This is a genomic window from Luteimonas saliphila, from assembly GCF_016774335.1.
GTDB lineage: Bacteria > Pseudomonadota > Gammaproteobacteria > Xanthomonadales > Xanthomonadaceae > Luteimonas > Luteimonas saliphila.
The window spans coordinates 53,368-70,890 of sequence record NZ_JAETWA010000036.1; the positions used below are offsets into that span (position 1 = coordinate 53,368).

Below are 17,523 nucleotides of genomic sequence, written 5' to 3' on the forward strand. Positions count from 1 at the left end.
GGATGACCAGCACTTCGTGCCGTTGTGAAGCGCTTCCCGACTTCGCGGGAATGACGGCTCCCGGCTTCAACCAGCGCCGCCCCGTTTCGCCAGCAGCCGCTGCATCAGGCAGAACGCCAGCAGCAGCGCGCCGATGGCGATGCGCGTCCACCACGAACTCAGCGTGCCGTCGAACACGATCAATGTCTGGATCAGCCCCAGCACCAGCACGCCGAACAGGGTGCCGAGCACGTAGCCGCTGCCGCCCGCGAGCAGGGTGCCGCCGATCACCACCGCGGCGATCGCGTCGAGTTCCAGCCCCGAGGCGTGCAGGCTGTAGCCGCTGAGCATGTAGAAGGTATAGACCACCCCGGCCAGCGCCGAACAGAAGCCGCTGAGCGCGTACACGCGCACCAGGGTGGCGTCGACCGGCAGGCCCATCAGGTGCGCGGACTGCTCGTTGCCGCCGATCGCGTAGACCGCGCGGCCGAAACGGGTCATGCCGGCCAGCAACGCGCCGCCGGCCATCACCAGCAGCGCGATCGCGGCGCCCACCGACAGCGAGGCGCCCCCGCCCACCGGGATGCGCAGGCTCGCCACCGCGACGTGGAAGGCGTGGTCGATGCCGATCGAGTCCACGCTCACCAGGGTCGCCGTGCCGCGCGCGAGGAACATGCCGGCCAGCGTCACCACGAACGGCTGCAGCCGGTAGCGCTGGATCATCGCGCCCATCGTCGCGCCGAACGCGGTGCCCAGCACCAGCACCGCCGCGATCGCGGCCAGCGGATGCCAGCCGTGGTGCTGTACCAGGCTGGCCAGCAGCACCGTGCTGAACGCGACCACCGCACCCACCGACAGGTCGATGCCGCCGGTGAGGATCACGAAGGTCATGCCGACCGCGACGATCAGCACGAAGCCGTTGTCGATGAACAGGTTGAGGAACACCTGCGGCCGCAGGAAGCCGTCGTACAGCACGCCGCCGGCGATCGACATCGCCAGGAACAGCGACACCGTGACCGCGAGCGAAACGTAGCGCGGGTCGCGCCACAGGCGACCCAGCCCGCCCGCCTGCGCCAGCCCGCGCAGCGGCACCGCGCTCATGCGGTGCCCCGCTGCGGGCGCCGGACCAGCGCACGCACCTGGCCGCGGAACTGCGGCGACTGCAGCAGCAGCACCGCCAGTACCAGCAGCGCCTTGACCACCAGGTTGACCTGCGGCGGAACGCCGATGGCGTAGATGGTGGTGGTCAGCGTCTGGATGATCAGCGCGCCGACCAGGCTGCCGGCCAGGCTGAAGCGGCCGCCTGCGAGCGCGGTGCCGCCGATCGCGACCGCGAGGATCGCGTCGAGTTCGAGCAGCTGGCCCGCATTGTTGGCGTCGGCGCTGGCGACGTTCGCGCTCACCAGCAGGCCGGCCAGCCCGGCGCAGAAGCCGGAGAACACGTACAGCGACAGCGTGATCGCGCGCGCACGCACGCCAGCCACGTGCGCGGCTACCGGGTTGTATCCGATCGCGCGCACGAACAGGCCGAGCGCCGTGCGATCGAGCAGCAGCTTCAGCGTGGCGAACACCGCCACCACCACGAACAGCGAGAACGGCAGGCCCAGCAGGAAGCCGGTGCCGAGGAACCTGTAGGGCTCGTAGTAGATCGTCAGGATCTGGCCGTCGCTGATCAGCTGCGCGACGCCGCGACCGGCCACCATCAGGATCAGGGTGGCGATGATCGGCTGCATGCCCACCTTCACCACCAGCAATCCGTTCCACAGTCCGCACAGGGCGGCTGCGGCGAGTGCGGCGCCGATCGCGGCGAACAACGGTGCGAGGCCGCCGCCGCCCGTGGTCATACGGGTGATGGTCCACGCGGCCACGGTCGCGGCGATCGCGAGCACCGCGCCGACCGAGATGTCGAGCCCGCGCACCGCGATCACCAGGGTCATGCCCAGCGACACCAGGATCAGCGGCGCGGCCCGGTTGGCGATGTCGACGAGGTTGCCGTACAGGCGCCCATCGCGCCACTCCAGCGAGAGGAAGCCGGGATTGAACAGCCCGTTGCCGAGCAGCAGCAGCGCCAGCGCGAGCAGCGGCCACAGCAGCGGATGCGCGAACGCCCGTCTGGCGAGCGACGGTGGTGGCTCGCCGGTCATCCGCCGTGCCCCGCGATCATGTCGAGTACCTGCCGGCCGTCGCAGCCGCCGGGCAGCTCGCCGGCCATGCGCCGTTCGCGCAGCACCGCGATGCGATCGCCCAGGCGCGTGAGTTCCTCGATCTCGGCGGAGATGAACAGCACCGCCATGCCCTGCCGCGCCAGCCGCACCACTTCGGCCATGATTTCCTGCTTGGCGGCGATGTCGATGCCGCGCGTGGGTTCGTCGAGGATCAGCAGCTTCGGATCCGTGGCCAGCCAGCGCGCCAGCAGCACCTTCTGCTGGTTGCCGCCCGAGAGCGCGGCGGCCGGCGCCTCGATGCCGGTGGTGCGGATGCCGAGCAGTTCGACGTAGCGCGTCGCCATCTCCTCCTGCCTAGCGCGCGGCAACGACCGCCGCCAGCCGCGCCGCGCCTGCAGCGCCAGCACGATGTTCTCGCGTACCGACAGGCCGGCGACGATGCCCTCCGTCTTGCGCTCCTCCGGGCACAGTGCCAGCCCACGCGCCACCGCATCGGCGGGATGGTGCAGGTCGGCGGTCTCGCCTGCCACCTGCAGTTCGCCCTTGTCGGCGCGGTCGAGGCCGAACAGCAGCCGCGCCAGTTCCGTCCGACCCGAACCGAGCAGGCCGCCGAGGCCGAGCACCTCGCCCGCGTGCACGCGCACGTCCACCGGCTGCAGGCTGCCACGACGGCCGAGGCCGCGGGCCTCGAGCACCACCTCGCCCTTCGGCAATGCGTCTGCGGACGCACCGCGCGCGCCGGTCAGTTCCACCTCGCGCCCGACCATCGCCTTCACCAGCGCCGCCCGCGGCAGGTCGGCCGGCAGGTATTCGCCGACCAGTCCCCCGTTGCGCAGCACGGTGATACGGTCGGACACCGCGTAGACCTGGTCGAGGAAATGGGTGACGAACAGGATCGCCATCCCGCGATCGCGCAGTCGGCCCATCACCGCGAACAGCTGGCGCACCTCGTCCTCGTCGAGGCTCGAGGTCGGCTCGTCGAGGATCAGCACCCGTGCCGAGACGCCCAGCGCGCGCGCGATCGCCACCATCTGCTGGATCGCGACCGGATAGGACGACAGCGGCCGGTCGACATCGATCTCCAGTTGCAGCTCGGCCAGCAGCTCGCGCGCGCCGGCGCGCACCCGCGCCCAGTCGACCAGGCCGAAGCGCCGCGGATAGCGGCCGGCGAACAGGTTCTCGGCGACCGACAGGTTCGGGCAGAGGTTCACTTCCTGGTAGACGGTACTGATGCCGGCGTGCTGCGCCTCGAGCGGGCTGGCCGGCGCGATCGCGCGGCCGGCGAGCGTCACCGTGCCGGCATCGGGCGTCTCCACACCGGTGAGCAGCTTGATCAGGGTCGACTTGCCCGCGCCGTTCTGGCCCATCAGCGCATGCACCTCGCCGGCGCGCAGGGTCAGACCGGCGCCGTCGAGCGCACGGGTCGCGCCGAACCGCTTGCACAGGCGTTCTGCGTGCAGGATCACGTCGCTCAAGCGGCGGCCCTCATCCGCCCTTCGGGCACCTTCTCCCGAAATCGGGAGAAGGGAAAGAGTGCGCAACACGCGAAGGCGAGGGCCGAGGACTACTAGCCCCTCTCCCGCTTGAGGGAGAGGGAAAGCGCGCACTGCGCGCGAGGGTGAGCGCAGCGACAGCGCTCATCGGCTGCTCCCTTTCCCCCGGCCCTGCGCAGCGCGCAGGGCGCTCATCGGCGCGCGAGCCAGTGGCTCGCAAGCGCGCCTCTTCGCCCCGCTTGCGGGAGAGGGAAAGCGCGCAGCGCGCGAGGGTGAGGGCCGTGATCGCGCGCACCGGCTCAGTACTTGCGGTTCGGCAGTTCGGCCTCGGCCTGGTCCTGGGTGAACACGCCCTCTTCCACCATCACCCGCTTCGGCACCTCGCGGCCCGCGTGCACGTCGCGCACCAGCTGCGCCAGCTGCGGCCCGAGCAGCGGATTGCATTCGACCGTGGCGTTGAGCTTCCCGGCCTTCATCGCCTCGAATGCCCCACGCACACCGTCGATCGAGACGATGCGGATGTCGGTGCCGGGCTTCAGCCCGGCCTCCTCGATCGCCTGGATCGCGCCGATCGCCATGTCGTCGTTGTGCGCGAACAGCACGTCGATGTTCCTGCCCTCGGCCCGGAGGAAGGCCTCCATCACTTCCTTGCCGCGCGCCCGGGTGAAATCGCCGCTCTGCGAGCGCACGATCTGGAATCGCGCATCGGCGTCGATCACTTCCTTGAAGCCGCGCATGCGGTCGTTGGCCGGCGCGGACCCCACCGTGCCCTGCAGTTCGACGATCCGGATCGGCCCAGCCTCGCCTTCGCTGTCTTCCACCAGCCAGCGCGCGGCGCGGCGGCCTTCCTCGACGAAGTCGGACCCGACCAGCGTGGCGTACAGCGACTCGTCGGACACGTTCACCGCGCGGTCGGTCAGCACCACCGGGATGCCCGCGGCCTTCGCTTCGCGCAGCACCGTGTCCCAGCCGGTTTCGACCACTGGCGAGAACGCGATCACGTCCACCCCCTGGGCGATGAACGAGCGCAGCGCCTTGATCTGGTTCTCCTGCTTCTGCTGCGCATCGGAGAAGCGCAGGTCGAACTCCGGCGCGGCCAGCGCCTCGCGCACCGAACGCGTGTTCGCGGTGCGCCATTCGCTCTCCGCGCCTACCTGGCTGAAGCCCACGGTGATCGCGCCTTCGCCGGCGGCAGCCGTGTCCGCGCCGCCATCGCCGCCCGAACACGCTGTCAGCACCGCGGCGCACAGCAGCGCCGCCACACCCATCAGATTCCGCATCGCTCCCTCCCGGTTCGTCTCGTCTGCGCGATCACCATGCCCACATGGTGCACCAGCGCGCGCCCACGTGCGCGCCGGTCGCGTCCTGGCTTCAGGCCGCGGTGTAGGCGGTCTTGACCGTGGTGTAGAACTCCACCGCATAGCGGCCCTGCTCGCGCGGTCCGTAACTCGATGCCTTGCGCCCGCCGAACGGCACGTGCGGATCCACGCCCGCGGTCGGCAGGTTGACCATCACCATCCCGGCCTGCGCGTGGCGCTTGAAGTGGGTCGCATGCTTCAGCGAGGTGGTGCAGATGCCGGCGCACAACCCGAACTCGGTGTCGTTGGCCAGGGCCAGCGCGTGTTCGTAGTCGTCGGCGCGCAGCAGCGCCGCCACCGGCCCGAAGATCTCTTCGCGGGCGATGCGGTCGGATGGCCTGGCCGCGAACAGCGTCGGCGCGAGGAAGTGGCCCTCGGTGCCTCGCTCCACGCGTCCGCCACCGGCCAGCAGCTCGGCGCCGTCGTCGTGGCCGGCCTGGATGTAGGACAGGTCGGTGTCGAGCTGGGCCTGGCTGGCGACCGGACCGATGTGCACGCCGTCTTCCAGCGGATCGCCCACCGTCAGCTTCGCCAGCCGCGCCCGGGTCCGGGCAACGAACTCGTCGTAGACAGCGCTCTCCACGATCAGCCGGCTCGAGGCAGTGCAGCGCTGGCCGGTGGAGAAGTAGGCGCCGTTGACCGCGCATTCCACCGCGGTGTCGAGGTCGGCATCGGCCAGCACCACCAGCGGGTTCTTGCCGCCCATTTCCAGCTGCACCTTGAGCGCACGCGCCGCGGCCTGCTTCAGCAGCGCGTGGCCGGTGGGCACCGAGCCGGTGAAGCTGAGCGCATCGAGCCCCTTGTGCGCCACCAACGCCTGCCCGACCACGCGCCCGCTGCCCAGGACCATGTTGAACACGCCCTCGGGCAGGCCGGCGCGCGAGAGAATCTCGGCGATCGCCCAGGCGCAGCCCGGCACGATCTCCGCCGGCTTGAACACCACGGTGTTGCCGTAAGCCAGCGCCGGCGCGATCTTCCAGGCCGGGATCGCCAGCGGGAAGTTCCACGGCGCGATGATGCCGACCGTGCCGACCGGCTCCCGGGTGATCTCCACATCCACGCCCGGGCGGGTGGAGGCCAGCTTCTCGCCGGGAATGCGCAGCGCCTCGCCGGCGAAGAACTTGAAGATCTGCCCCGCGCGCGCCGCCTCGCCGATGCTCTCGGCCAGGGTCTTGCCCTCCTCGCGCGCGAGCAGGCGGCCGAGTTCGGCCTTGCGGGCCAGGATCTCGCTGCCGACGAAGTCGAGGATGTCGGCGCGCTGCTGCGGGCTGGACAGCGACCACTTCGGGAACGCGGTCGCGGCGGCGTCCACGGCCTGCGCGGTGCGCGCGGCGTCGAGCGTGCCGTAGTGTCCGACCGGCGAGGCCAGGTCGGCCGGGTTCTCGTCGGCGTGGTCGCCGTCACCTTCGACCCACTGGCCGCCGATGTAGCTGCTGAAGCGTTGTTCGCTCATGGTGCGTCTCCTGATGGGGTCCGGGCCCGCCTTCGGCATCGCCGCGGCACGCGCTACAGCGCGCGCACGCCGCCCGGCGCGAAGCCCGAGGGCGCGCAGCGCAGCGCATTGCGCAGCGGCGCGCCCAGCTCCGGCAACTCGATCTCGAACACGTCGCCCGGCTCGGCGCGGATGCCATCGGCGAAGCTCAGCGTGGCGGTGCCGAAGAAATGCAGGTGCACGTCGCCCGGGCGCCGGTGCGCGGCGTACTTGAAGTGGTGGTATTCGAGGTTCTCCAGCGAGTGGCACATGTTGGCCTCGCCGGTGAGGAACGGCTTCTCCCAGACCACGGTGTCGCCGCGGCGCAGGCGGCTGCTGCCGCGCAGGTCGCGCGGCAGCGCGCCGGTGCGCAGTTCGGGGCCGATCGCGCAGCAGCGCAGCTTGGAATGCGCCAGGTACAGGTAGTTCTGGCGTTCGGTGACGTGGTCGGAGAACTCGTTGCCGATCGCGTAGCCCAGCCGGTGCGGGGTCCCGTCCGGACCGATCAGGTACACGCCCACCAGCTCGGGTTCCTCGCCGCCATCGAGCGCGAAGTCCGGCGATTCCAGCGCCACGCCCGGCGCGGCGACGATCGCGCCATCGCCCTTGTAGAACCATTCCGGCTGCGCACCCGGCGTGCCCGGCGCGGGAATGCCGCCCTCCACGCCCCACTGGAACATGCGCATCGAATCGGTGAGCGTGCCTTCCTGCGCCTTCTGCTGCAGGGTCTGGTGCATGGCGTCGCGCGCGGCGGCGCTGCCGAGATGGGTCAGGCCGGTGCCGGTGACCAGGCAATGCGCGGGATCGGGATGGTGCAGCGGGCTCAGCACGCGGCCCTGGCGCAGCAGTTCGGCGTAATCCAGGCGCGCGTCGCCCGGCGTCGCTTCGGCCTGGTCGGCAAGGCTGCGTCCGGCGGCGATCGCGGCGCCGGCGAGCGCGTAGGTGCCGTCGACGCCGTCGAGCACGCGCACCAGCGCGCCGTCGCCATCGACCACGCCCGCGCGGGTGTTCCCGGCCTCGTCCCTCAGCTGGATCAATCGCATCTGCGCGGCCTGCCGTTCCCGTGGATGTGCATCGCGCATTCTGCCGGGTCGACGGATATGCATCCAATTCATTCCGGCGAGAAACACATACCGGTTCCCGTATCCCTTCCCTCAGTCGTGGAACGCCTCCACCACCTTGCGCCTACCCAGCATGAACGCGTCGGCCACGTGCCGCAGCGGCGCCAGGTCCACGTCCGAGCGGCCGGCCCGGATGAGTTCGGCGAAGCGGCGATACAGCATGGGGTACTCCTGCTCGGGCCCGGCGTGCAGCAGCCGGCCATCGACGGACAGCTTCGCGCCGCCCTGCGACAGCAGCATCTCGCCGGCGGCGGTGCCGGCCGCGATATCCCAGCTCTGCGGGCCGGTCTGGCGCCAGTCGAACTCGGCCAGCAGGTCCAGGCCGGCCGCATCCGTGAAGGAGATAGTTGCCGCGATCGGCGCCTCGCGGTTCTCCGGGAATTCCAGCGTCGCGGACGTGGCGAACACCGGCCGCGGCAGGATCCTGCTGACGATCGACAGCGCATTGATGCCCGGGTCGAACACGCCCAGGCCGCCGGGCTGCCAGATCCAGTCCTGCCCGGGATGCCACTGGCGCACGTCCTCCTTCCACGCCACGCGCATGGAATCGATGCGGGTGCCCGTCAGGAAGTCCCGCGCCGCCTCCACCGCCGGGGCGTAGCGCGAATGCCAGCTGGCGAACAGCGACACGCCGTTCGCGGCTGCGCGCGAGGCCAGGTCTTCCACCTCCGAGAGCGTCGCTCCGGGCGGCTTCTCCAAGAACACGTGCTTGCCGGCCTCCAGCGCCTTCACAGCCGCCGCGTAGCGGTACTGCGGCGGCATGCACAGCGAGACCGCCTGGACCGACGGCACCGCCGACAGCATCTCCTCGATCGAGCCGAAGTTGTCGATGCCCTCCACCCGCCCGTTGCGGCTGGCGGCCGCGACCAGCCGGAAGTCCGGGTTGCCGGCCACGGCCGGGAGGTGCTGGTCGCGCACGATCTTGCCGACGCCGACGATCGCGAGGTTGATGGTGGCCAAGGGTGAAGTCTCCATGGAAGGGCAAGGGGCGGCGCGGACGGGAGTCCTGCCTGCGGATGGCGGCCTGTTTGCGACATCGCCTGCCCGCCTGGGGCAATGCCGGAAAAGTCCGGGGATGTCATTCCGAACGCAGTGAGGAATCCCGGAAAATCAAGAGCATGGATTGGCCAGCTTCGCTGTCGTAAAGCGCTTCTCGCTACGCCCGAAATGACAGTATTCCAGCGCCTGCCTGACCTCAGGAGAGTTCCAGCGCTGCCGCCACCTCGTTCCAGGCACGGCCGCGTCCCGGGCAGGCGAAGCGGTACAGGATCTCACGCCGGTACGCCGTGCCCGGCCGCAGGATGGCCAGCGGGAAAGCCGGCTGGTTCGGCGCGTCGGGCAAGTCCTGCGGCTCCAGGCACAGCCCGCGCCCCATTCCCGGGTGCTGGCGGTCGAGCCCCTGCCCGCCATAGAGCTGCAGCGCCGGCGCGTCGCAGTCGATCCGCATCGCCACCCCGCTGTGTGGCGAATACAGCGCTGCGGCGAACGCGTGGCCGGGCCGCTGCACCAGGCAATGGTCGTAGCCGCCGCACCTGCTCAATTGCGCATCGACCCCATCGAAGCGTGCATCGAGCGTCGCCGCCTCGCGGAAGTCGAACGGCGTGCCCGCGACATCGGCGATCGCGCCCAACGGGATCAGGTCATCCGCGACCGGCAGGTAACCCGTGGCCGGCACCTGCAGCCACTGCGCCGACGCCGGCACCGCCGCGTCGCCGGCCAGGTTGAAGTAGGGATGGTGGGTGGGATTGAACGGCGTCGCCGCGTCGCTGCGCGCTTCGAACAGCAGAGCGAGTCCGTCGTCGCGCACGCGATAGGTCGCGACCACATCGAGATTGCCCGGATAGCCCTCCTCGCCATCCGGCGAACGAAGCCGCAGCACCAGCACGTCGCGCGCATGCGATTGCACCTGCCACAGCCGGCGCCCGAACCCCAGGTGGCCGCCATGCAGGTGGTTGCGGCCCTCGTTGGCAGAAAGCACGTGCTCGCAGCCGTCCAGCGTGAATCGCGCCCCGCCGATGCGGTTGCCGTAACGGCCGACAAGGATGCCAAGATACGCCGGATCGGCGAAATACGCGCGCGCATCGGGCAGCCGCAGCACCGCATCGACGCGCCCGCCCTCTCCATGCACCACCAGCCGCGCGAGGATGCCGCCGAGATCGAGGACTTCGACCGATATGCCGTCGTCGTCGCCGAGTCGGTAGGCATGCACGTCGCGGCCGTCGTCGAGCCGGCCGAACAATCGAGTTCTCTCCACGCGCCTTCTTCCGGATGCGACGGTCGCATCGAGCGCGGCAGCATATGCGCGGTCGCACCCGCACAACCATCGCGCTTTTGGAATGGCTGGAAGCGGGAATGGAATACCTGGATCGATATATGAAACCGGATATCGATCATTCCGTTTATTTCATTAGAACGTTATCCATGCCGCGACTAATCTCGACCCGCACCCGCAACAGGCCCGCGCCACGACGCGCCAGCGGATTGCACGGCCGTCGTTCCACGCGCGGCCCACAACTTGGTTGTTCGCGTCCAGACGTAGACCGGGAGGGGTTGAAGTGACGACGCACGAAGCAGGCGGCATGCGTCCATGCCGCGACGCACCGCATCCGTTTCCCGCATCCGTGCCCGTGCCCGTGCGCCGCGCCGGCCGCGTGGTTCGCGCGGGTCGACCCGATACCGGCCCGAACCCCTTTTCCCGAACCCGGCGGTGACATCGCATCACGCGATGTCACTCCGTTCCGCACGTCCCCCGCGGCCTGCCGCGGCATCCCGAACCACGAGTAGAGAGGCTCGCCCATGAACCGTCCGACCCGCTGGACCCCGACCCGTTCGCTGCGCCTGGCCGTGTTGCCCGCGGCGCTGGCCATGGCCCTGTCCGCGCAGCCCGCGGCCGCACAGGAAACCGCGCGCCCCTGCCCCACGGCCGCCGATCCCGACGCGATCTGCGAACCGGCGGATACCACGCCGGCTCGGACTGCCGACGCGACCGAGCTCGACCGGGTCGAGGTGCGCGGCCTGCGCGCCAGCATGATCGACGCGCTGCAGATCAAGCAGGGTTCGATGCAGATCGTCGATGCCATCGTCGCCGAGGACATCGGCAAGTTCCCCGACAACAACCTGGTCGAGGCGCTGCAGCGCGTGACCGGCGTGCAGACCACCGACCGCGGCGCCGGCGAGGTGACCACGGTGTCGATCCGCGGCCTCAACGACGTCACCACCACCATCAACGGCCGCAACATCTTCACCGCATCGGGCCGTTCGGTGGCGCTGGCCGACATCCCGGCCAGCCTGCTGGCCAGCACCGAGATCTACAAGACCCGCTCGGCCAACCTGATCGAGACCGGCATCGCCGGCCAGATCGACATCCATACCCACCGCCCGTTCGACTTCGACGAGGCCACGGTGGTGGTGGCCGCGCGCACGATCCACCAGGAGCAGAACGGGGAAACCGATCCCAACCTCAGCGCGCTCGTCTCCAACGTCTGGGACGTGGGCGGCGGCCGCTTCGGCGCGCTGGCCAACGTGTCCTACGCGGTCACCAACTATCGCGACCAGAGCGTGACCGCCGGCGCGATGGTGCCGTTCTTCACCGATGCGCCGCCCGAGGGCTTCGTGCCCTACGAGCGCATCCCGACCATGATCGACGGCGCGGAAGTCTGGCAGCCGGGCCTGGAAGCGGGCCTGCCCTTCGCACCCGGATCGACCCTGCCGGTACGCGGCCAGCAGTACGAGTACGTGCTCTCGCGCGACGCGATCTTCGCCAGCGACCTGACCGGCAGGCGCGAACGCCCCGCGGCCAACGTCTCGCTGCAGTGGGCACCGAACGACACCTCCGAATACGTGTTCGAGGCGTTCTACAACGGCTACCGCAACGAATCGTTCAACTCGCTGCTGTTCTCGTTCGTCGACTGGTGGGGCGCGCTGGGCGAAAACCCCGCGCAGAACATCACACTCTACGACGGCACCAACATCGTGCGGGCGCGCCAGGGCATCGGCTTCCCGTACAACTTCACCAGCGGCGACCTCGCCACCGGCAAGACCGACAGCTACCTCTACGCCCTCGGCGGCAAGTGGGAGATCGGCGACCGGCTGAAGCTGCAGTCGGAGGTGACCTACCAGGACAGCGAGTTCGAGACCGACTTCTTCGCCATGCGTACCGACCGGGTGACCAACGCGGTCTGGGTCGATTTCAACCGCGGCGGCGGCGTGCCGGCCTTCGGCTTCGAGGACGATCCGGCCACGCCGGGCGTCGACGAGAGCCGCACCGACGATCCCGCGCAGTGGAACGTGGCCCAGCTTTACGACAACGCCAACTATGCGCGCGGCGACGCCACCACCTTCACCTTCGACGGCGACTACGCCGCCGGCTGGGGCCCACTGGACAGGATCACCTTCGGCGCCCGCTACGACAATCGCACCTCCAGCGAAGGCATGCGCGTCGGGCCGGACAACGCCTGCGACCGCGCGCTCCCGGACTGCTCGCTCACCGCCAATCCGGGCCTGATCTCGATCAACAGCGGCTTCTTCGACGGCCGCGCCGACGTGCCGACCTCCTGGGTCGTGCCCAACGGCCGGTACATCCGCGACAACGCCGACTTCTACCGTGCGCTGTACGGCCGCCCGACCAGCGGCCAGCTCTCGATGGTGGAGAACTTCAACGTCGATGAAACCAGCACCGCGCTCTACCTGCAGGGCGATTTCGCCTTCGAACTCGGCGACCAGGTGCTCGACGGCCAGCTCGGCCTGCGCTACGTCGACGTCGACACCGACATGGTGTTCGGCGAGGGCAGCGCCTCCGCCAACGCGTCCAAGCTGCTGCCGAGCGTGATGCTGCGCTACAGCTTCACCCCCAACCTGATGGCGCGCCTGGCCTACGGCGAAACCCTGCGCCGCCCCGCCTTCAACCAGCTCAATCCCAACATCATCTACGTCGAGGACGTGACCAACATCGGCTACGGCACCGCCACCGGCGGCAACCCGGGGCTGGAGCCGACCGAATCGAAGAACTACGACCTCGGCCTGGAGTGGTACTTCTCCCCCGGCAGTGCGGTCTACGCCACGCTGTTCCGGCGCGAGATCGAGGGCATGGTCGCCGATTTCCGCCGCCGCGTGACCTTCGAAGGCTACGACTACATCCTCACCCAGCCCGACAACGCCTCCAACGGCGAGCTCGAGGGCCTGGAGCTGGGCGTGGTGTACTTCCCGGAGTCGCTGCCCGGCCTGCTCGACGGCTTCGGCGTGCAGGCCAGCTACACCGCGCTCGATTCCAGCCAGGACATCCCGGTGACCAACAGCGCCGGCGAGGTGGTCGCCATCCAGACCACGCCGATGTTCGGCATTTCCGACAGCTCCTACAGCGTGGTGCTCGCCTACGAACGCAGCCGCTTCAGCGCGCGGCTGTCGTACGTGTGGCGCGACGACTTCCTGCACCACTACGAGGCCGCGCTGTTCGCCAACCCGCTGGGCGTGTATTTCAACGCCGAGAAGAGCATGGACTTCCAGATCAGCTACAACGCCAGCGACAACCTGACCCTGACCTTCGACGCCACCAACCTGACAGACGAGCTCTACCAGAGCTACTACGAGTACCCGGGCACGCACAACTTCGGCACGGCGCTGTACAGCCGCACCTTCGCGGTCGGCCTGCGCTACCGCTTCTGAGCCCTGCCGCCGGGCGCGCCATCCGCGTCCGGCGGGCCGTTTCCGCACCAACATCCGACCCGCAACATTCGAGGCACACCCGATGCTCAAGACCACCCTGCGCACGCTGGCGCTGACCTCCGCCCTGCTCGCCGGCCTGGCGGCCGCACAGGACACGACCACGGCCACCGCGACCCTGCGTGCCGACCAGCCCGGCGAGACCGTCAGCCGCTACATCTTCGGCCAGTTCGCCGAGCACCTGGGCTACGGCATCTATGGCGGCATCTGGGTGGGCGAAGACTCGAAGATCCCCAACACCCGCGGCTACCGCAACGACGTGGTCGCGGCGCTGAAGGCGCTCGACGTGCCGGTGGTGCGCTGGCCCGGCGGCTGCTTCGCCGACGAGTACTACTGGCGAGACGGCGTCGGCCCGCGCGGCGAGCGCCGGGTCAAGGTCAACACCCACTGGGGCGGCGTGATCGAACCCAACAGCTTCGGCACCCACGAGTTCATGGACTTCACCGAGCTGCTGGGCACCGACGCCTACGTCTCGGGCAACACCGGCAGCGGCTCTCCGCGCGAGATGGCCGAGTGGGTCGAATACATGACCTTCCCGAAGGACTCCTCGCTGGCCGAGGAACGCCGGCGCAACGGCCGCGACCAGCCCTGGGCGGTGCCCTTCTTCGGCATCGGCAACGAGATGTGGGGTTGCGGCGGCAACATGACCGCCGAGCATGCCGCCAACGTGCACCGCCAGTACCAGACCTTCGTCAAGGTGCCCGCCGGGCAGAAGGTCACCAAGGTGGCCGCCGGCGCCAACGTCGACGACTACCACTGGACCGAGACGATGATGCGTATCGCCGGCAAGCACATGGACGCGCTGTCGCTGCACTACTACACCCTACTCGGGGGCTGGCCGCCGCGCGCGCACTCGTTCGAGTTCGACGAGGCCGCCTGGATCGGCACGCTCAAGGCCGCGCTGCGCATGGACGAGCTGATCACGAAGCACTCGGCGATCATGGACAGGCACGACCCGGAGAAGAAGGTCGCGCTCTACGTCGACGAATGGGGCACCTGGTACAAGGGCGTCGAGGGCGTGAACCCCGGCTTCCTGCACCAGCAGAACACCCTGCGCGACGCCCTGGTCACCTCGCTGCACTTCGACATCTTCAGCCGGCATGCCGAGCGGGTGAAGATGGCCAACATCGCGCAGATGGTGAACGTGCTGCAGGCGATGATCCTCACCAAGGATGCGCAGATGCTGCTCACGCCCACCTACCACGTGTTCGAGATGTACAAGCCCTGGCAGGACGCGACCCACCTGCCCTTCGAACTGGAGACGCCCGAATACCGCCACGGCGACATCGCGGTGCCGGCCGTGCACGGCTCGGCGGTACGCGGCAAGGACGGGCATGTCTACGTGGCGCTGACCAATCTCGATCCGGACAAGGCGGCCAACGTGTCGGCATCGATCAGCGGCCTGCAGGCGACGAACGTGTCCGGGCGCGTGCTGACGGGCGGGGCGATCACCTCGCACAACACCTTCGACCAGCCCGAGACGGTGAAGCCGGCGGCGTTCGACGGCGCGCGCCTGGCGGGCGGCACGCTGACGGTGGAGTTGCCGGCGAAGTCGGTGGTGGTGCTGGCGCTGCAGTAGCGACCGCCGTTCCCGGCGGTCGTCCAGGCAAGACCGTCCAACCCGGGAGGAATCGATGAAGCGTTCGTTGATCGCGGCCGTGCTGCTGTGCCTGGCCGCCGCAGCGCCGGCGCCTGCCGCCGATCCTGGCCAGGGCCCGACTCGGCCGACGCCACCGACGACGACGGACGACAGCTTCCACACTCGCGCGAACGCCGCGTGGCTGGGCCCGCGCATGCGCCGGCCCGCCGCCGGCAGCCAGGTGCCGCCCTACTTCGAGGACGTCTCGGTCCACGATCCGGCGATCGTCGAAGCCGACGGCCGCTACTACATCTTCGGCTCGCACCTGTCCGCCGCCCGCAGCGACGACCTGCTGCGCTGGGAATCGATCGCCGATGGCGTGACGCCGCAGAACCCGCTGTTCGACAACGTGCTGGTCGACCTGCAGGAAACACTGGCCTGGGCGGAGAGCGACACGCTGTGGGCGCCGGACGTGATCCGCCTGGGCGACGGCCGCTGGTACATGTACTACAACGCCTGCCGCGGCGATTCCCCGCGATCCGCCCTGGGCCTGGCCGTGGCCGATCGTCCCGAAGGCCCGTACCGCGACCTGGGCATCCTGCTGCGCTCGGGCATGTGGGGCCTGCCCAGCGAGGACGGCACGATCTACGACGCGCGGGTCCATCCCAACACCGTCGACCCCGACGTGTTCTTCGATGCGCAGGGCAACCTGTGGATGGTGTACGGCTCGTACTCGGGCGGGATCTTCATCCTGAAGCTTGACCCGGCTACAGGACGTCAGCTGCCTGGACAGGGCTACGGCAAGCGGCTGACGGGGGGCAACCACGCGCGGATCGAGGGCGCGACCATCGTCCACGACCCGCGTACGCGCTGGTACTACCTGTTCACCTCGTTCAGCGGCCTCGCCGCCGACGGCGGCTACAACGTGCGGGTGGCGCGTTCGCGCGCGCCCGACGGCCCCTACCTCGACGGCAACGGCACCGACATGGCGACGGTCATGGCGGACCCGTCGTTGCCGCTGTTCGACGATGCCAGCATCGCGCCGCACGGCAACAAGCTGATCGGCAACTTCCGCTTCGACCGCAAGCTCGGCGAACCCGGCGACGGCGACGGCCGTGGCTACGTCTCGCCCGGGCACAACAGCGTACATCGCGATCCGGCGACGGGACGCTGGTTCCTGGTCTTCCATACCCGCTTCCCCGGGCGCGGCGAAGCCCACCAGGTGCGCACGCACGAGATGTCCATCAACGCCGATGGCTGGCCGGTGGTCGCACCGCATCGTCACGGCGGCAAGCCGCCCCGCCGGATGCTGCGACCGGAGGTCGCGGGCGACTGGAAGCTGGTCGCGCACGACAAGCCGATCAGCGCCTCGGTTCCCGCCTCGCGCGACCTGACCCTGGGCGCCGACGGACGCATCAGCGGCGCCCTCGATGGCCGTTGGCATCTGTCGAACCACGCCCTCACGCTGGCACTCGACGATGGACGCCGTGCGAGCGGCGTGCTGTCGTGGCAGTGGAACGAGACCGCGCAGGACGAGGTGCCCACGTTCAGCGCCACCGGGCCGGACGGCATCGCGCTCTGGGGCAGCCGCCTGCCGCAGCGCACGACGCAGCAGGCACTGCAGGACATCCTGGCCGACGTGACGCTCCCGCAGAGCACCGGCGTCGACCTGGCCCTGCCGACGCACGCCATGCGCGGCGCCACGCTGTCGTGGCACTCCGACGATCCGCAGTGGATCGACCACGGCGGCGGCGTCACCCGCCCGACCAGCAGCCAGGGCGATCGCACGGTGCGGCTGGCGGCCACTGCGCACCTGCGCGGCCAACGCGCCACGCGCACGTTCGCAGTGACGGTCAAGGCGCAGCGCAGCGATGGTCTGGTGGCGCGCTACCGCTTCGACGGCGACCTCGCGGACGCCAGCGGGCAGCGCCCTGCCGGCAGCGTGGCCGGCGCGCTGATCGACATGGTCGGCGGCAGCATCGCCTTCCCCGCCGGCGTCAGCGGCCAGGCCGCGCGTTTCGATGGCGCCAGCGGCGTGCGGCTGGCGCCGGGCCTGATCCAGGGCCACCGCTACAGCGTCGCGTTCTGGCTCAATCCGGAGGCGTTGTCCGTCTTCACCCCGACCTTCTTCGGCGCGCGCGATCCGGACCACTGGATCAGCTTCCTGCCGATGGGACACGCGGGCGTGGGCGGCCACAGCATGCTGTGGTCCGGCACCGCCTGGTACGACGCAGGCCTGGGCGTGACCACACCGATCGGCGAATGGAGCCACATCGCCTTCACCGTCGATGCCGGCGAGCTGCGCGTGTACGTCGATGGCCAGCTGCGATACGCCGGGGGCGGATTCCCGGATGTCTTCACCGGCAGCGACGGCGTCTTCAGCCTCGGCAGCAACTGGTGGGACATTCCCTACCGCGGCCTGATCGACGAGTTGCACGTGTACGAGACCGTGCTCGACGCGAGGCAGGTGCAGGCGCTGGCGCAGCCCTGAGGCGCAGCGTCGCCCGCGAAGGAAAACCGCCGTCGCCGCAGGTTCGTGGCGATGGCGCGTGGTGACGGAACAGGTCGACATCACGAAATTCAGTGCGGCCCCCGGGTTCATGCGATGGCGCGTGCCATCTCCGGCTGTCACGGACAAG

The 17,523-nt window shown here is 69.7% G+C and carries 11 protein-coding genes; 3 read left to right on the plus strand and 8 right to left on the minus strand.

Translation table 11 applies throughout. The features are described 5' to 3' along the window. Window positions 1-66 precede the first annotated feature (66 nt). The 8 genes from yjfF to JMO03_RS09630 form a co-directional block, all read right to left on the minus strand. The gene (gene yjfF, locus JMO03_RS09595) at window positions 67-1,080 is read right to left on the minus strand and encodes a galactofuranose ABC transporter, permease protein YjfF (RefSeq protein WP_202842809.1); all 1,014 of its coding nucleotides are present in this window, start codon (window positions 1,078-1,080) and stop codon (window positions 67-69) included. Continuing rightward, window positions 1,077-2,123, minus strand: a complete 1,047-nt coding sequence (locus JMO03_RS09600) for an ABC transporter permease (protein WP_202842811.1) — start codon at window positions 2,121-2,123, stop codon at window positions 1,077-1,079. Before JMO03_RS09600 ends, yjfF begins: the two co-directional genes overlap by 4 nt. Beyond that, window positions 2,120-3,610, minus strand: coding sequence for a sugar ABC transporter ATP-binding protein (locus tag JMO03_RS09605; RefSeq protein WP_337926398.1), 1,491 nt, complete (start codon window positions 3,608-3,610; stop codon window positions 2,120-2,122). Before JMO03_RS09605 ends, JMO03_RS09600 begins: the two co-directional genes overlap by 4 nt. A gap of 326 nt (window positions 3,611-3,936) precedes the next feature. Then, on the minus strand, window positions 3,937-4,917 hold the full coding sequence (locus tag JMO03_RS09610) for an ABC transporter substrate-binding protein (protein ID WP_202842815.1): 981 nt from the start codon (window positions 4,915-4,917) through the stop codon (window positions 3,937-3,939). Between the two features lie 91 nt (window positions 4,918-5,008). Next, on the minus strand, window positions 5,009-6,448 hold the full coding sequence (locus JMO03_RS09615; RefSeq protein ID WP_202842817.1) for an aldehyde dehydrogenase family protein: 1,440 nt from the start codon (window positions 6,446-6,448) through the stop codon (window positions 5,009-5,011). A gap of 53 nt (window positions 6,449-6,501) precedes the next feature. Beyond that, window positions 6,502-7,509: an AraD1 family protein gene (gene araD1 / locus JMO03_RS09620; protein ID WP_202842819.1), complete on the minus strand. Its 1,008-nt coding sequence runs from the start codon at window positions 7,507-7,509 to the stop codon at window positions 6,502-6,504. A gap of 111 nt (window positions 7,510-7,620) precedes the next feature. Beyond that, on the minus strand, window positions 7,621-8,547 hold the full coding sequence (locus JMO03_RS09625; protein ID WP_425491819.1) for a Gfo/Idh/MocA family protein: 927 nt from the start codon (window positions 8,545-8,547) through the stop codon (window positions 7,621-7,623). Between the two features lie 235 nt (window positions 8,548-8,782). Further along, window positions 8,783-9,841 (minus strand): aldose epimerase family protein, encoded by a 1,059-nt coding sequence (locus JMO03_RS09630; RefSeq protein WP_202842823.1) that lies wholly within the window; start codon window positions 9,839-9,841, stop codon window positions 8,783-8,785. A gap of 542 nt (window positions 9,842-10,383) precedes the next feature. On the opposite strand from JMO03_RS09630, the gene JMO03_RS09635 reads away from it, so the two are divergent. From JMO03_RS09635 to JMO03_RS09645, 3 genes are all read left to right on the plus strand, one after another. After that, window positions 10,384-13,248, plus strand: coding sequence for a TonB-dependent receptor (locus JMO03_RS09635; RefSeq protein WP_202842825.1), 2,865 nt, complete (start codon window positions 10,384-10,386; stop codon window positions 13,246-13,248). Between the two features lie 82 nt (window positions 13,249-13,330). Continuing rightward, entirely contained in the window at window positions 13,331-14,884 is a 1,554-nt protein-coding gene (locus JMO03_RS09640) for an alpha-N-arabinofuranosidase (RefSeq protein ID WP_202842827.1), read from the plus strand. A gap of 55 nt (window positions 14,885-14,939) precedes the next feature. Continuing rightward, on the plus strand, window positions 14,940-17,375 hold the full coding sequence (locus tag JMO03_RS09645; RefSeq protein ID WP_202842829.1) for a family 43 glycosylhydrolase: 2,436 nt from the start codon (window positions 14,940-14,942) through the stop codon (window positions 17,373-17,375). Window positions 17,376-17,523 lie beyond the last annotated feature (148 nt).

What these genes read in the sequence shown, in the direction of transcription:
- JMO03_RS09600 (WP_202842811.1), bottom strand. Translation starts at nt 2,123, where the DNA reads ATGACCGGCGAGCCACCACCGTCGCTCGCCAGACGGGCGTTCGCGCAT.
- JMO03_RS09640 (WP_202842827.1), top strand. Translation starts at nt 13,331, where the DNA reads ATGCTCAAGACCACCCTGCGCACGCTGGCGCTGACCTCCGCCCTGCTC.
- JMO03_RS09610 (WP_202842815.1), bottom strand. Translation starts at nt 4,917, where the DNA reads ATGCGGAATCTGATGGGTGTGGCGGCGCTGCTGTGCGCCGCGGTGCTG.
- JMO03_RS09645 (WP_202842829.1), top strand. Translation starts at nt 14,940, where the DNA reads ATGAAGCGTTCGTTGATCGCGGCCGTGCTGCTGTGCCTGGCCGCCGCA.
- JMO03_RS09615 (WP_202842817.1), bottom strand. Translation starts at nt 6,448, where the DNA reads ATGAGCGAACAACGCTTCAGCAGCTACATCGGCGGCCAGTGGGTCGAA.
- araD1 (WP_202842819.1), bottom strand. Translation starts at nt 7,509, where the DNA reads ATGCGATTGATCCAGCTGAGGGACGAGGCCGGGAACACCCGCGCGGGC.
- yjfF (WP_202842809.1), bottom strand. Translation starts at nt 1,080, where the DNA reads ATGAGCGCGGTGCCGCTGCGCGGGCTGGCGCAGGCGGGCGGGCTGGGT.
- JMO03_RS09635 (WP_202842825.1), top strand. Translation starts at nt 10,384, where the DNA reads ATGAACCGTCCGACCCGCTGGACCCCGACCCGTTCGCTGCGCCTGGCC.